Source organism: Vulcanimicrobium alpinum (genome assembly GCF_027923555.1).
GTDB classification, from domain to species: domain Bacteria; phylum Vulcanimicrobiota; class Vulcanimicrobiia; order Vulcanimicrobiales; family Vulcanimicrobiaceae; genus Vulcanimicrobium; species Vulcanimicrobium alpinum.
Genome location: NZ_AP025523.1, coordinates 1,662,673 through 1,676,852, shown reverse-complemented (window position 1 = coordinate 1,676,852; position 14,180 = coordinate 1,662,673). Strand labels below are relative to the sequence as shown.

General features: G+C 68.2%; 13 protein-coding genes and 7 tRNA genes. 10 read left to right on the top strand and 10 right to left on the bottom strand.

Translation table 11 applies throughout. The features are described from left to right. Positions 1–24 precede the first annotated feature (24 nt). Together WPS_RS08620 and WPS_RS08615 are read right to left on the bottom strand one after the other, a co-directional pair. Positions 25–1,197, bottom strand: coding sequence for a GGDEF domain-containing protein (locus WPS_RS08620; RefSeq protein WP_317997399.1), 1,173 nt, complete (start codon positions 1,195–1,197; stop codon positions 25–27). 34 nt (positions 1,198–1,231) lie between these two features. Then, a complete protein-coding gene (locus WPS_RS08615; RefSeq protein ID WP_317997398.1) occupies positions 1,232–1,912 on the bottom strand; it encodes a Crp/Fnr family transcriptional regulator in 681 nt (226 codons plus the stop codon). Between the two features lie 115 nt (positions 1,913–2,027). Between WPS_RS08615 and WPS_RS08610 the strand changes: the two genes are divergently transcribed. From WPS_RS08610 to WPS_RS08600, 3 genes are read left to right on the top strand one after another with little or no spacing between them, the layout of a single operon-like run. Beyond that, positions 2,028–4,727, top strand: coding sequence for a hypothetical protein (locus tag WPS_RS08610; protein WP_317997397.1), 2,700 nt, complete (start codon positions 2,028–2,030; stop codon positions 4,725–4,727). After that, positions 4,724–5,104, top strand: a complete 381-nt coding sequence (locus WPS_RS08605) for a hypothetical protein (protein WP_317997396.1) — start codon at positions 4,724–4,726, stop codon at positions 5,102–5,104. Before WPS_RS08610 ends, WPS_RS08605 begins: the two co-directional genes overlap by 4 nt. Positions 5,105–5,128: 24 nt before the next feature. Next, entirely contained in the window at positions 5,129–6,148 is a 1,020-nt protein-coding gene (locus WPS_RS08600; RefSeq protein WP_317997395.1) for a copper amine oxidase N-terminal domain-containing protein, read from the top strand. A gap of 53 nt (positions 6,149–6,201) precedes the next feature. Here WPS_RS08600 and clpX read toward each other — a convergent pair whose 3' ends face one another. The 6 genes from clpX to WPS_RS08570 form a co-directional block, all read right to left on the bottom strand. Next, the gene (clpX, locus tag WPS_RS08595; RefSeq protein ID WP_317997394.1) at positions 6,202–7,470 is read right to left on the bottom strand and encodes an ATP-dependent Clp protease ATP-binding subunit ClpX; all 1,269 of its coding nucleotides are present in this window, start codon (positions 7,468–7,470) and stop codon (positions 6,202–6,204) included. A 9-nt stretch (positions 7,471–7,479) separates the two neighbouring features. Next, positions 7,480–8,100, bottom strand: a complete 621-nt coding sequence (locus tag WPS_RS08590; RefSeq protein ID WP_317997393.1) for an ATP-dependent Clp protease proteolytic subunit — start codon at positions 8,098–8,100, stop codon at positions 7,480–7,482. A gap of 16 nt (positions 8,101–8,116) precedes the next feature. Next, positions 8,117–9,430: a trigger factor gene (gene tig, locus WPS_RS08585; RefSeq protein WP_317997392.1), complete on the bottom strand. Its 1,314-nt coding sequence runs from the start codon at positions 9,428–9,430 to the stop codon at positions 8,117–8,119. A gap of 64 nt (positions 9,431–9,494) precedes the next feature. Then, positions 9,495–9,569, bottom strand: a tRNA-Gly gene (locus WPS_RS08580). Between the two features lie 107 nt (positions 9,570–9,676). After that, positions 9,677–9,758 (bottom strand) — tRNA-Leu (locus WPS_RS08575). 45 nt (positions 9,759–9,803) lie between these two features. Next, positions 9,804–10,364: a fumarylacetoacetate hydrolase family protein gene (locus WPS_RS08570; protein WP_317997521.1), complete on the bottom strand. Its 561-nt coding sequence runs from the start codon at positions 10,362–10,364 to the stop codon at positions 9,804–9,806. Between the two features lie 39 nt (positions 10,365–10,403). On the opposite strand from WPS_RS08570, the gene WPS_RS08565 reads away from it, so the two are divergent. The 7 genes from WPS_RS08565 to WPS_RS08535 all read left to right on the top strand — a co-directional run bounded on the left by WPS_RS08565 (position 10,404) and on the right by WPS_RS08535 (position 11,635). Continuing rightward, positions 10,404–10,649, top strand: coding sequence for a hypothetical protein (locus WPS_RS08565; protein ID WP_317997391.1), 246 nt, complete (start codon positions 10,404–10,406; stop codon positions 10,647–10,649). Then, positions 10,646–10,933: a hypothetical protein gene (locus tag WPS_RS08560; RefSeq protein ID WP_317997390.1), complete on the top strand. Its 288-nt coding sequence runs from the start codon at positions 10,646–10,648 to the stop codon at positions 10,931–10,933. The genes WPS_RS08565 and WPS_RS08560 overlap by 4 nt, the downstream gene beginning before the upstream one ends. A gap of 6 nt (positions 10,934–10,939) precedes the next feature. Next, positions 10,940–11,016, top strand: a tRNA-Pro gene (locus tag WPS_RS08555). Between the two features lie 3 nt (positions 11,017–11,019). Further along, positions 11,020–11,092: transfer RNA gene (locus tag WPS_RS08550), tRNA-Arg, on the top strand. Between the two features lie 195 nt (positions 11,093–11,287). Further along, positions 11,288–11,364: transfer RNA gene (locus WPS_RS08545), tRNA-His, on the top strand. Between the two features lie 57 nt (positions 11,365–11,421). Continuing rightward, positions 11,422–11,497 (top strand) — tRNA-Lys (locus WPS_RS08540). Positions 11,498–11,560: 63 nt separating this feature from the next. After that, positions 11,561–11,635 (top strand) — tRNA-Lys (locus tag WPS_RS08535). A 59-nt stretch (positions 11,636–11,694) separates the two neighbouring features. Here WPS_RS08535 and WPS_RS08530 read toward each other — a convergent pair. Together WPS_RS08530 and lepA are read right to left on the bottom strand one after the other, a co-directional pair. Continuing rightward, the gene (locus tag WPS_RS08530; protein WP_317997389.1) at positions 11,695–12,336 is read right to left on the bottom strand and encodes a non-canonical purine NTP pyrophosphatase; all 642 of its coding nucleotides are present in this window, start codon (positions 12,334–12,336) and stop codon (positions 11,695–11,697) included. Positions 12,337–12,346: 10 nt separating this feature from the next. Beyond that, positions 12,347–14,176, bottom strand: a complete 1,830-nt coding sequence (gene lepA, locus WPS_RS08525; RefSeq protein WP_317997388.1) for a translation elongation factor 4 — start codon at positions 14,174–14,176, stop codon at positions 12,347–12,349. Between the last annotated feature and the right edge of the window lie 4 nt (positions 14,177–14,180).

The window sequence follows — 14,180 nt, the reverse complement described above, 5'->3', positions numbered from 1 at the left end:
ACCCGGCCGCGCGAGCGCCGACGTTCAGCGTGCGCCGGCAGGCACCGCCGCGCTCCCGAAGCGCGCGAACGTCCCGTCGGCTCGGACGTACGACACGCCGTCGCGCCCGGTGTGTTTCGCATGATACATCGCGGCGTCGGCTCGCTCGAGCAGCTCGCTCGCGTTCGCAGCGTCACTCTGCAGCACCGCGACCCCGATCGACGCCGTCACCGAGACAACGCGCGCGGCGCCGCCGGGGCGCAGCCGTTCGAAGTCGAGCGCCGCGATGCGGCGGCGCAGGGTCTCGGCGCGTTCGATCGCGTCCGCTTTGCCGGCAGCCGCGAAGACGATGCAGAACTCGTCGCCGCCGTTGCGCGCCGCGAGATCGTCGGCAGAGCGCGCCGCCGCTCGCAGTTCTGCGGCGATCTCGCGCAGCAGGGCGTCGCCGCACGCGTGACCGTACGCGTCGTTCCACTCCTTGAAGCGGTCGGTATCGAGAAAGGCGAGCGCGCAGCCACCGCCGGGAACGAACCGCGCGCGCTCGACCAGACGCGCGAGCCGCCGCCGAAACGCGCGCGGCGTCAGCAACCCCGTGAGCCCGTCGTACTCGGCACTCCGGCGGTCCCGTTCGCGTTCGCGCGCAAGGCGGTACGCCGGCGATGCCTGATCGCCCAGCGTGACGAGCCGGTCCTGCGTCTCGCGATCGAGCACCGTGCGCGACGCGACGGCCAGCACCGCGGCGCCGCCCGGGTCGAATGCGAGCGGGATTGCCACGACGGTGACGTCGGCGGGGTGGATCGGGCGCACGCCGGCATCAGCGAGCGTGATCCGATGACGCGCGGCGAGCGCCCGGGCGGCGGGCGCATGCGGATCATCGAGCGCGATCTGCGACCCGGCGTAATGGGCGAATCGTGCGCCGTCGGCGCGCACGCAGCGCAGCGCACCGTCACGTTCGTCGTACACCAGGACGCCGTCCACGACCGGTGCCGAGGCCGCCGTCGCGCGCGCGATCTCGTCGCGCACCGCGTCGACGCCGTCACGCGCCGCATCGGCGAGCCGGCGCGCGGCCTCGACGAACGCCGCCTCCCGCTCGCGGGCGAGCCGCAGGGCGAGCCGATCGGCGCGGGCGCTCGCCTGCGCCCGGAGCGCGATCGCGACGCTCCCGGCGCCGAGCACGAGCGCGGCTCCGGCCGCTGCGGATTCCACCAGCGCGGGCATGCCCCGAGCGGTGCCCGCGCCGGCGGGGACGCAGTTACGGAATCAGCGCGCGGAGTTTCTCGGGTTCGGTGACGATGACGTGCGCGGTGCGCATGTCGACGAGGCGATCGTCCCAGAAACGGTTCAACGTCCGGTTCACCGTCTCGCGCGTCGTGCCGATCATGTTCGCCATCTCTTGGTTGGTCAGCCGCAGCGTGATCCGCGTGCCGTTGTCGACCGACTCGCCGAACTGCTCGGCGAGGTTGAGCAGTAACGATGCGAGCCGCGCGCGGATGTCTTGCGACGTCGTCGCCGCGATCAGCGCGTTGGCAGCCCGCAAGCGCTCCGAGAGCTCGATCACCAGCAGCTTCCCGATCTGCGGGTTGCGGTCGATCAGTCCCAGGAAGTCGTCGCGCCGCACCGCACCGACTTCGACGTCGGTCAGCGTCTTGATCGACGCCGAACGCAGCGACGAATCGAACATCGACATCTCGCCGAAGAAGTCGCCTTCCTTGAGGATCGAGAGAATCGTCTCGCGGCCGTCCGCCGCGACGCGCACTACGGCGACCGAACCCGCCGCAATCACGAAGAACGTATCGCCCGGTTCGCCCTCACGCACGATGAACTGGTGCTTCGGAAACCGTCGCTCGGCGACGGTTGCCAGCACCTGCGACAACTGCTCGTCGGAGAAGTCCCGGAACAGCGGGATCCGCCGGAGGGTCGACAGGTCGATCATCACCTCGTCCCTTCGGAGAGCACCCGCGAACCGCCCTGCGGCCGCGAGCGTTCTCACCGCCGTTGAGGTAACGAGGGGGCGATAGCCAGGGCGCTGCCCGGGCACCGCGTCCGGCGTGATCGCATCCCCGACCTTGCATGCCGTCGAGATCGTCCCGCGCGCCGGGCATCCCGGCGACGTCGTCAGCATCCGCTTCCGCGCGCGCAACCACGGACGCACGCCGACGCCAGCCGCGAGCGTACGCTTCGTCTGCGATGATGCGCTCGTGCCGCTCGGCGCGCTGAGCGTCGACATCGAGCCGGCGTCACCGGGCACCGACCTCGTCGCGTCGCTCGAGGTCCGCCTCCCGGGCGGCTTCGACGACGGCACGCGGTTTTGCGCGCGCGCCGTGCTCGCGTTGCCGGACCGGACGCTGGAAACGAACGCGGCGACGATCGTCCTGCGCTGCCGGCCCTTGCTGTCGGGCGATGCGAGCGGTGCGACGGTCGAGCCGCTCGGCACCGACGGCGTTCGCGTCTCCGTTGCGGTCACCAACGAGGGCGACGGTCCCGCGCACGACGTCACGTTGCGAATCGGCGCACCGGCCGGCACGCGGGCGCGTGCGGGCAGCGAGGAGACGGTGCGGGTCGAGCGACTGGATCCCGGCGGAACGCTCCACGCCGCGCTGGAGGCGACGATCGTCGAAGCGGTGGACGAGCTGCGGGCCGCCGACGTTCGCGTGCGCACCGGCGACGGCGAAGAGCACGCGGTGCCCGCCCGCAACGCTGTCGTCCCGGAGGCCGCGCTCGCCGCGCGCGTCCAGGTGCGCCCCGGCCGGCGCCGCAGCGACGTGCTGGTGACGCTCGCCAACGACGGCTGGGCCGATGCGACCGACGTCCCGGTGCGCATGGCGATCCCGGCGCCGCTGCGGATCGTCGACGGATCGCTCGCTATCGACGGCATGCCGCTCTCGCGCGTGCGGCGCAAACCGCCGGCCGGTGCGGTCGCACGCGTCGACGGCGTCGGCGCCGCTCCGGCGCTCGTCATCGCGCGCGTGCCGGCGCGCGCCGCGTGCGCCCTGACGTTCGCCGTCGACGTGCCCTGCGACGGCGTCACGTACACCGCTGCGATCGACGCCGGCGGCACGGCGCTCGAAGCCCCGCTCGTTGCGCACGCGCTGCGCGACGTCCGCATGCGCATCGTTTCAGGGCCCGGCGAAGCGGCACCGGGCGCAACGGCGACCTTCGTTGTTGAACTCGTCAACCTCGGCGACCGGACGGAGTCGCTGCGCGTGCACGCAACGGGCGATGACGCATCGCCACAGCCTGCGGCCGTCGATCTCGCCGCCGGGACGATCGCGCGCGTCGCGCTCTCGCAGCGCGTGCCGGACGAGGCCGCCGGCACGTTGCGGCGCTTCGCCTTTGCCGCGTGCGACGACGACGGTGACGTCGCCTATGCGGAACGGTATCTCATCGTCGGTTCCCCCGCGTGCACGGAGCGGTCACCGCGCGACGCCGCCCCCGACGACGCGCCGGCCGTCCGCGTGACCGTCGACGCGCCGGCGCAGGTGACCGCCGGCGCTCCGTTCGCCGTCGTCGCGTCGATCAACGTCGTCACGGATGCCGAGACGCTGCTCGTGCGCGCGGCGCTCGACGGTGCGCGCTACGTCGGCGGATCGACGACGGTCGATAGACGCGGGCTGTTCGATCGCGCCAACGGCGCGCCGCTCGAAGACGGCGTCGTGCTGCGCGACGTCCGCGGCGGCACGCGCGTCAGGGTCGGGTGGTCCGCGATCGCCGACGCGCAGCTCGGCATCGACCTTCTCGCGAGCTGTGAGGTCACGGCGGATGCGCACCCGAGCGAGCTCGCCGCGCGACGCGTTGCGGTCATCGATTGCGATCCGTTTGCGGTGCGGGCCGCCGATGCGGCATATGCGATCGATGCGCCGGTCTTGCCGATATGCACGACGCTCGACGAGATCGCCGCGGCTGCAACGGAAGCGACGGTACCGGTGCCCCAGGAGCCGGAACCGGTGAGCGCGACGATGCCGCTCACGACGACGATGCACCCCCGCGCAACGCTCGTTCTCGACGATATCGACGTCCTGCCGCTCGCCGTCGATAAGACGAACGGAGCGCGGGCAGACCGGCCCTTCGGCGCAGCGCTTGCGCTCGGCGCGGACCGGATCGACGCGATCGCGTGCATGCTGCACACCGCCGACGGCGCGGGTCTCGCGACCTACTTGACGGCGCTGCGCGTGCTCGTCCCCGACGAACCGTCGCCCGCGCTGGAAGCCGGAGACGTTGCGGCGGCCGCCGCTTACGCCGCATTTCGCTGCGCGCAGACCGACGTGCTCGATCGACTCTTCGTGAAGCTGCGCATCCCGGGCTTCGCCGTCACGGCAGCGGACGTCGAAGATGCGACGCTGCGGGACGCGATCGCCGCGTTCTATACGGCCTTAATCTCGACGCGCGATGCGCGCGTGACGAGCGCATCCGGAAGAACGGCTGCATCGGACGCCGCCGCGATCGTCCCGGTGAACGACGCGCGCGCACTGCTCGCGTCGTTGCACGATTCCCCGCTCGGGGCTCCCGACGCGCTGCGCGCGCAGACCGCGCTGATCGCGCGGCGCTGCGATGACGATGCGCGCGTCGGCGCCGCGCTCGACGGTTATGCCGCCGCGCTCGATGCGACGCTCCTGCGGTACGCCGGCGCGCCGCTCGAGCTCTTCGATTGCGCCCTCGCCGCACCGGCCGGCGAGGCGCTCGACGAAGCGCGACGCGCGCTCCTCACTGCGTGTGAGGCATCGGCACGCGTTGCGGAAGCGGCCCAATGATGCTGCAATTGCCGACGATCCTCGCCGTCGCCGGCACCGTTTTGATGGCGATCGTGATCTTCGCGCCGCGCCGCGTGACCGTCTCGGCGGCCGGCCCGTTCGCGCCGACGTTCGTTCCGGCTGCGGGAACCCTCACCGCTTCGGCTTTGGTCGCGCCCGAGCGCATCGATCCGAGACGCACGCTGCCCGTGTGGCCCGAGTTCATCGACGCGCGAGCGGCACGTTGCGATGCCGCCGCCCGTCTGACCCTGGTCGATGCGCTGGCGAGCCTGCGCTCGGAGTGGTCGCGCGCGCTGCTGACCCGCGCGCTCGACGATGAGGACGAACCCGCGGTGCGCCGCGCGATCCTGCAGGCGCTCGGCGGGGAACCGGCCTGACGGCGCACCGCGTTGATTGCGGTGATGCAGAAACTCGCCGCAGGGACCATCCTGCTCGCTCTCGTCACGGTGGCCGCGGCGCCGGCGCAGACCGCGCCCGCGGTGACGGTCAACGGTACGCCCGTCGCGTTCGATCAGCCGCCCGTCGAGCGCGTCGGTCGCGTCTACGTTCCGCTGCGCGGCGTCTTCGAGCGCCTCGGCGCCACGGTCGTCTACGACGCCGGACAGATCGCCGCGACGCGCGGCAGCACGACGGTCTCGCTCCACGTGGGCTCGACGAACGCCGTCGTGAACGGGACGCCGACGACGCTCGATGCGCCGCCGTTTCTGGTCGGCGCGCGCGTCCTCGTCCCGCTACGCTTCGTCGCGCAGGCTCTCGGCGCGAACGTGACCTACGATGGCGCTCAGCGACTCGTCGCGATCGGACAGCAAGCCGACCCGCCGCCGCCCGAGGTGGTGACACCGCCGCCCGCGCCGGCGCGGCTCGTGCGGGTCGAACCGGAGCCCAACGCCGCGGTGCAGTCGCTGCGCCCCGCGATCGGGGCGACGTTTCCGCGCCCGATCGATCCCAACACCGTGCGCATCGCCCTCGACGGCCGCGACGTGACGACGGAGGCCTACGTTTCGCCGCGCGCGTTCTCGTTCGATCCCGGCTACGATCTCCCGTACGGGCGTCACGAGGTCAGCGTCACCGCTCCCGCGATCGCGCAACGCTGGGCGTTCACCAGCGCGCCGGTGCAGAACCCGAACTTCTTGCGCAGCCTCTCACCGCCGGACGGCGCGCGGGTCGGCGACACGTTCGTCGTGCAAGGGTTCACGCGTCCGAATTCACGCGTCCACATCGTCGTCAGTGCGAACGCGGACAGCGGCTTCGGCGAAGCGGCCATCACGACGGTCACGGTCGACTCCGGTGCCGACCCGCAGGGACACTTCGCGCGCCCGATCCGCATCGACGACGCGACCGCCTCGGTCGTCGACGTGCGGCTCGAATCGCATGCGCCCGACGGCGCGGTCGTCGTGCGCACCTTGCGTCTGCGGCCGTAACCGCAGCGCGCAAAAGCGAGGCCCGCCGTCGCCGGCGGGCCTCGTCGTTTGCGTTACGCGCTCTGGTCTTTCGGCCGTTCGGCGAAGACCAGCGTCGGCTGTTCATTCTTCTCGACGACCTCTTTGTTGATCACGCACTTCTTGACGCCTTGGAGCGACGGCAGGTCGTACATCACGTCGAGCATGATCTCTTCGAGAATCGAGCGCAGGCCGCGCGCGCCGGTCTTGCGCGACTGCGCCTTGATTGCGATCGCGATCAGCGCTTCTTTGGTGAAGGTCAGCTCGACGCCGTCCATCCCCATGATCTTCTGGAACTGACGGACGAGCGCGTTGCGCGGCTCGACCAGGATGCGCCGCAGCGCGAGCTCGTCGAGTGCGTCGAGGGTGACGACTATCGGCAGGCGGCCGATGAACTCCGGGATCAGCCCGAACTTGAGCAGATCTTCGGGCATCAGCTGCTGCAGCAGCTTCGACGAGCGGGCGTCTTTCTTCGACTCGGGGTTCGAGCGGAAGCCCAGCGAGTTCGACGCGACGCGGCCTTCGATGATCTTCTCGAGACCGTCGAACGCGCCGCCGCAGATGAACAGCACGTTGGTGGTGTCGATCTGGATGAACTCCTGGTGCGGGTGCTTGCGGCCGCCCTGCGGGGGCACGTTGGCCGTCGTCCCTTCCAGGATCTTGAGCAGCGCCTGCTGGACGCCCTCGCCGCTCACGTCGCGCGTGATCGACGGGTTCTCGCTCTTGCGCGCAATCTTGTCGATCTCGTCGATGTAGACGATGCCCTTCTCGGCGCGCTTGACGTCGTAGTCGGCGGCCTGGATGAGCTTGAGCAGGATGTTCTCGACGTCTTCACCGACGTAGCCGGCTTCCGTCAGCGAGGTGGCATCGGCCATCGCGAGCGGCACGTCGAGGATCTTCGCCAGCGTCTGCGCGAGATAGGTCTTGCCGCTGCCGGTCGGGCCGACCAGCAGGATGTTCGACTTCTGCAGCTCGACCTCTTCGGTCGAGCCGGTCGCGCCGCCGGCGTTCACCCGCTTGTAGTGGTTGTAGACCGCGACGGCAAGAGATTTCTTCGCCCGTTCCTGACCGATCACGTACTGGTTCAGGATATGGTTGATCTCTTTGGGCTTCGGAATGTTCCGCAGCCGCAGGTTCTCGTCGACGTTCTTGTAGAGCTCTTCCTCGATGATCTCGTTGCAGAGCTCGATGCACTCATCGCAGATGTAGACCCCGGGGCCCGCGATCAACTTGCGCACCTGCTCCTGCGACTTGCCGCAGAAGCTGCACTTCAGCTGACCTTTTTCGTCCCCGAATCGAAACATGCAGGTGACCTACAAGCTTTGCGTGTTGGGAGAAACCGACCGGTTCTCTTTGGTGAACACCTGGTCCACGATCCCATAGTCGAGCGCTTCTTGCGCGGTCATGTAGTAGTCGCGTTCGATGTCTTTGAGAATCTTGTCGACGGGCTGCTTGGTGGTGATCTCGTAGATCCCCGCGAGCGTCCGCCGCGTCGCGATGAGATCGCGTGCGTGGATTTCGATATCGGTGGCCTGGCCACCCACCTGCTGGACCCAGGGCTGATGGATCAGGATCTTCGAGTACGGCAGGGCAAACCGCTTCGTCTGCGCCCCGCCGGTGAGGAGGATCGAGGCCATCGACGCCGCCATCCCGGCGCAGATCGTCGCCACGTCGGGCTTGATCAGCTGCATCGTGTCGTAGATCGCGAGCCCGGCGGTCACCGAACCGCCCGGGCTGTTGATGTACATGTCGATGTCTTTATCGGCGTCCTCGCGCTCCAGGAAGAGGAGCTGGGCGATGACCAGCGAGGCCATCCCGTCGTCGATCGGGCCGTGGACGAAGATGATGCGTTCTTTGAGGAGGCGCGAGTAGATATCGTACGCGCGTTCGCCGCGCGCGCTCTGCTCGACCACCATCGGTACCAGATGTCCCATGTGCGTCCTCCGTGACCTATGCGGCTGGCGGTGCAGTTGCAGGCGGCGCCGGAACGCGCTTTGCCTGCTCGATCAGCTTGTCGATCGTCTTCGTGCGCACGATCCCGTCGATCAGCGCAGCTACGTTTGACTGCAGTGCCTCGACGATCCGCTCGCGCGGCTGGCCGTACTGTGCCGCGAGCGCGTCGAGTTCGGACTCGACGTCTGCCTGCGTCGCCTGGACGCCCTCTTTTTTCGCGATCGCCTCGACGAGTAGGGTCGTCTTGACGCGCCGCGCGGCCTCATCCCGGTACGTGTCCCGCAGTTCGTCTTCCATCTTGCCGCTCTCGCGCAGGTAATCGTCCCAGCCGATGCCGGCCCGCGCGACGTACTGGCGGGAGTCGTTCAGCAGCGAGTCGATCTCGCGCTCGATGAGGACTTCGGGGAGCGGGAACTCGTTGACGGCGACGATCTTGTCGAGCAGCTCGCCGGACATCCGGCGGCGCGCGCCGTTCTTCACGTTCTCGTCGAGCCGGCGCTTCACGTCGGCGCGCAGGTCCTCGAGCGTCTCGTTGCGCGAGACGCGCTTGGCGAACTCGTCGTCGAGCGGGGGCAGCTCGGGTTCCTTGACCTCGTGGACGGTAACGGTGAAGACGGCTTCCTTACCCGCGAGGTCGGGGTTCGCGTACGGGTCGGGGAAGGTCGCGCGCACCTCCCTCGTCTCGCCGGGCTGCATCCCGACGATCCCGGCGACGAAGCCGGGGATGAAGCGGGTCTCGGTGAGCTCCGTCTCCTGTCCGGTCGCGGCGCCGCCGTCGAACGGGACGCCGTCGATCTTCCCTTGGTAATCCAGGGTCGCGACGTCGCCGAGTTTGACCGGGCGCTCGACCGGGACCAGGGTCGCGGCGTCGCGACGCATCTGCTCGAGGGTGCGGTCCAGGTCCTCGTCGGTCGCGGTCTCCGGGACGTCGGTGATCTCGACGCCGGTATAGTCCTTGGGCTCGATCGCCGGCCGAATCGGCACTACGGCCTTCACGCGCAGCGGCTGCCCCTCTTCCTCCGGGAGCAGTTCCATCTGCGGACGGGCCAGCGGCTCGATCCCGTGCTCCTCGACGGCCGCCGCGTACTTCGTCGGGACGATGTCGTCGAGGGCGCGCTCGAGGATCTGCGAGCTGCCGTAGGTGTTCTCGAAGATCTTGCGCGGGACTTTGCCGGGGCGGAAGCCGGGGACGCGCACGTTGCGCACCAGCTTGCGGAACGCAGCATCTTGCGCCGCGGTGAACTCTTCCGGCGTGATGCTGATCTCGAGCTCGACCTGCGTAGGATCGAGCGGTTTCAGCGTCGAGGGCACAGGGACGGCAGACCTCCGGAAGCGGGGACGGCGGGCAAGCGCCCGCCGTCTTGATCGATCAAAATGGAGCGGAAGACGAGATTTGAACTCGCGACCCTCGCCTTGGCAAGGCGATGCTCTACCGCTGAGCTACTTCCGCGAACGTCGCAGGCGCGCTCTTTCGCTGGCCTGGGGACGAACCCTCGGAGTTTACCGGGGGGCGGGGCCTTCGTCAAGGGGACGATCCTGGTCGTCGCCGCCGCTCGCTGGGCACGCTGAGACTCGAACTCAGATGGGTCGCCCCACTGGAACCTAAATCCAGCGCGTCTACCGATTCCGCCACGTGCCCGTGCGCCGCTTTGGTTCGACCGCACGGGCGCGCGACGCCTTCGCGTCAGGTCAGCGTGAAGTACAGTTCGCCGAGTTTCGTGATCGCCGTGCGCGCGCGGTCGCCCGGCTTGAGCCAGACTTGCTTCTCCTTGAGATAGCCGGTGATCACGCCGCTGGGGGTGCCGGTGAAGATCACGTCGCCCGGCTGGAGCGTGATGAACTGCGACGTATAGCTCACGATGTGCGCGCAGTTGAAGATCATCTGCGAGGTGTTCATGTCTTGCCGCGGCGTCGTCTCGCCGTTGACGAACGTCTGCACCTGCAGCGTCTGCGGATCGGGGATCTGGTCTGCGGTGACGAGCCACGGTCCCAGCGGCGCGAACTGATCCGGCGTTTTGCCGGTCATCCACCGCGAGACGCGCTGCTGCGCGTCGCGCGCGGTGAAATCGTTGCCGCACGAGTACCCGAAGACGTACGAGAGCGCGTCGGCTTCGCTGACGTTGCGCGCGGTCTTGCCGATGTACATCATCAGCTCGGACTCGTAATCGAACTTCTCGAGGCCGAGCTTCGACACGGCGACGGTTCCGTTGTGACGGTTGAGCGACATGTTGTATTTGTTGAACAGATCGGGAAACGGCGGCGTCTTCTCGCCGGTCTCCGCGATGTGGGCGCGATAGTTGAGCCGACGCAGACGATCTTCGGCGGCGCGCCCACCAGCGGGCCGTACTCGACCGCGTTCTCGGCACGGATCGCGTCGGCGGGCGCGTTCGCGACGAGCTTCGGGAGCGCCGCGATATCGCCGCGCCCGGCGATCACGTCGTCGACCGTCAGCGGCGGCTGGGCGACACCGAGCGCCTTGGAGGCGCGGGAGACGTCGACGATCCCGAGCGGCGTACGGACGCCGACGTGATCGACCCCGCCGTCGCGCAGCGTGGTGAGGTCATGCCCTTCGTGGCGGCGGCTACCTCGGCAGGTGCGGCAGCGGCGACGAGCGAGGGCGCGGCGATCGCCGCGGCTCCGCCGGCGGCGGAGGTGAGAAAGGCTCCGCGTGAGGGTGACATGGCAACGACCTCCCGGTTGATGAAGGGGCGGGCGAAAATGCGCACCAGTTCGCCCGGCTCGCCCGGAAAACTGCTTCCGGAGCAGCGATGCTCCGCGTTCTGCCGGGCCTGGTTGGCGCGCATGCTAGGATGAAGGCTGCGGGACGTAGCTCAGCTTGGTAGAGCGCTTGCTTTGGGAGCAAGAAGTCGCAGGTTCAAATCCTGTCGTCCCGACCACGTGCGCCTGTGGTCTAACGGATAAGGCATCCGCCTTCTAAGCGGAACGATGCAGGTTCGACTCCTGCCGGGCGCGCGCATCAAGGTCGCCTTGGAGTTCGATCAACGTTCGCGGTAGCAAACGCAGAGCGAACGCAATGAGATCGACGCGTGCGCGGCCGTTGCGCAAATTGTCGCGGCGCAAGATCGCGGGGTTCCCGCGGTTACCGGGAACATGTCAGGAGCAGGGAATCCAGCCGCAAACGGATGAGTATTTCCGGTCTCCTGCGTGGTGATTGTAGCTCAGTTGGTTAGAGCGCCGGATTGTGGATCCGGAGGTCGCCGGTTCAAGCCCGGTCAGTCACCCCAGAACATCGGCGAGGCTCCGCACGGTGCGGAGCCTCGCACGAACGATCCGGAATGCGCGCGCCTGTAACTCAGTTGGTAGAGTACCGGCCTTTTAAGCCGAGAGTCGTGGGTTCGAGTCCCACCGGGCGCACCAAACGGTCGAGAGCGGGTCGTGGCCTTGACGACCACGACCCGTTCTCGTAAAGTCCTCTCTTGAGCACCGCTAGCTCAATGGTAGAGCAGTTGCCTCTTAAGCAATTGGTTGAAGGTTCGAGTCCTTCGCGGTGCACCACGTAAACGAGCCCGATCCGCCGGTCGGGCTCATTCCGTGTTCAGGCCTGCACGAGCTCCTCAATCGTGGACCTCAGCCGGGACGCCCGCCAGCGAGAGCGCTGCCAGCAGCGCCGCCGTAGCGATCGCGCGGTGGCTGCAGCGGTTCTTCTCCTCGCCGGAAAGCTCGGCGAACGTCCGCCCGAGCGGCGGATAGAGAAAGACCGGATCGAACGAGAAGCCGAGCTCTCCGCGCTCGTGCGGCGCGATCTCACCGTCGACCGTTCCCATCGTCGCGAACTCGCGCCCGTCGGCGCCGATGAAGTGCAGCGCGCACACGAAGCGCGCCCGCCGGTCGGACGCGCCGAGCGGCGAGGCCTCGAGTTCCGCGATCAGCCGCGTTCGCCGCTCCGCCCAGCTCAGCTCTGCGCCGCCGTAAAACGCGGTCAGCACGCCCGGACGGCGATCCAGCGCGTACACTTCCAGCCCCGAATCGTCGGCGAGGACGTTCCCCGGCTGGCCGGCGCGGGTGAGCTGCGCGTGCAGGGCACGCGCCTTGAGCGCCGCGTTGTCGGCGTACGACGTATCGCCCTCGATCGGATCCTCGTATTTGCCGAACGTCGCCAGATCGAAGGGCGCGTCGCCGAAGAGCTGCTCCATCTCGCGCAGCTTGCCGACATTTTTCGTCGCGACGTAGACGCGAGCGCGGCCGGCGTTCCGCATCGCCGCCGGACTACGATTCGTCCAGGCGCAGGACCGCCATGAACGCTTCCTGCGGCAGGTCGACGCGCCCGACGCGCTTCATCCGCTCCTTGCCGGCCTTCTGCTTCTCGAGCAGCTTGCGCTTGCGCGAGATGTCGCCGCCGTAGCACTTTGCCAGCACGTTCTTGCGCATCGCGCTGACGGTCTCGCGCGCGACCACTTTGCCGCCGATCGCCGCCTGGATCGGAACGTCGAACATCTGCCGCGGGATCAGCTCTTTCAGTTTCTCGGTGAGCATCCGTCCGCGCGACGCCGCCTTTTCGCGCGCTACGATGAACGAGAGCGCGTCGACGGCTTCGCCGTTGAGCAGGATCTCGAGTTTCACCAGATCGCCCTCACGGTACCCGATCACCTCGTAGTCGAGCGACGCGTAGCCCTTGGTGCGGCTCTTGAGCTGATCGAAGTAGTCGATGATCACTTCGATCAGCGGCATCTCGTAGCTGAGGATCACGCGCCCGTCGACGAGATACTCCATGTTGGCGAGGCTGCCGCGTCGGTTTTGCGTGAGCTCCATGATCGCGCCGACGTACTCGGGCGGCGTGATCACCGTCGCCTTCACGTACGGCTCTTCCATCAGCGCGATCTTGTCGCGCGGCGGCAGTTTCGCGGGGTTGTCGATCGTCTCGATCGTTCCGTCGGTCATCGTCACGCGGAAGACCACCGACGGCGACGTCGCGATCAGGTCGAGGTTGTAGTTGCGCTCGAGCCGCTCTTGCACGATCTCCATGTGCAAGAGGCCCAGAAATCCGCAGCGGAATCCAAACCCGAGCGCGATCGACGACTCGGGCTCGAAGTGCAGCGCCGAGTCGTTCAGCGCGAGTTTTTCGAGCGCGTCGCGCAGCTCCGAGACCTCGACCCCTTCGTTGGGGTAGAGCCCGCAGTACACCATCGGGACGATCGGCTTGTAGCCGGGCAGCGGTTCCGCCGCCGGATCGTCGGCCAGCGTGATCGTATCGCCGACATCCATGTCGCCCAGCGACTTGATGTTCGCGATCACGTAGCCGACGTTCCCGACCGCGAGGCTCCCGGTCTTGCGCATCTCGGGCTTGAAGACACCGACCTCAGTCGCTTCGTAGACGCGCCGATGCGCCATCGACATGAATCGCGAGCCGGCTTTCAGCTCGCCGTCGACGACGCGCACGTACGCGACCACGCCGCGATAGGGGTCGAACTGCGCGTCGAACACCAGGCCGCGAAGCTTGTCCTCGCGTCCCTTCGGCGGAGGCACCCGCTGCACGATCGCCTCGAGGATCTCTTCGATCCCGATCCCTTCCTTCGCCGAGGCCGTCATCGCGTCGGCGCCTTCGATCACCAGCAGTTCTTCGATCTCGCCCTTCACCCGGTCGACGTCGGCGGCAGGCAGGTCGATCTTGTTGATGACCGGGATGATCGTCAAATTCTGCGCGAGCGCGAGGTGGTAGTTCGCGAGCGTCTGCGCTTCGATGCCCTGCGCGGCGTCGATCACCAGCAGCGCGCCCTCGCACGCCGCCAGCGACCGCGAGACCTCGCTCGAGAAGTCGACGTGCCCCGGGGTGTCGATAAAGTTCAACTCGTACGTGATCCCATCGCGCGCCGTGTAGGTCAGCGTCACGGGATGCATCTTGATCGTGATCCCGCGCTCGCGCTCGAGGTCCATCGCATCGAGCAGCTGCGCTTCCATCTCGCGCTGCTCGACCGTCTTCGTGAACTCGAGGAGGCGATCGCTGAGCGTCGTCTTCCCGTGGTCGATGTGGGCGATGATGCAGAAGTTGCGGACGTTGGCCGGTCCGCGTTCCGCAGCCGCGGATTCGCGCTGGATCACGTGG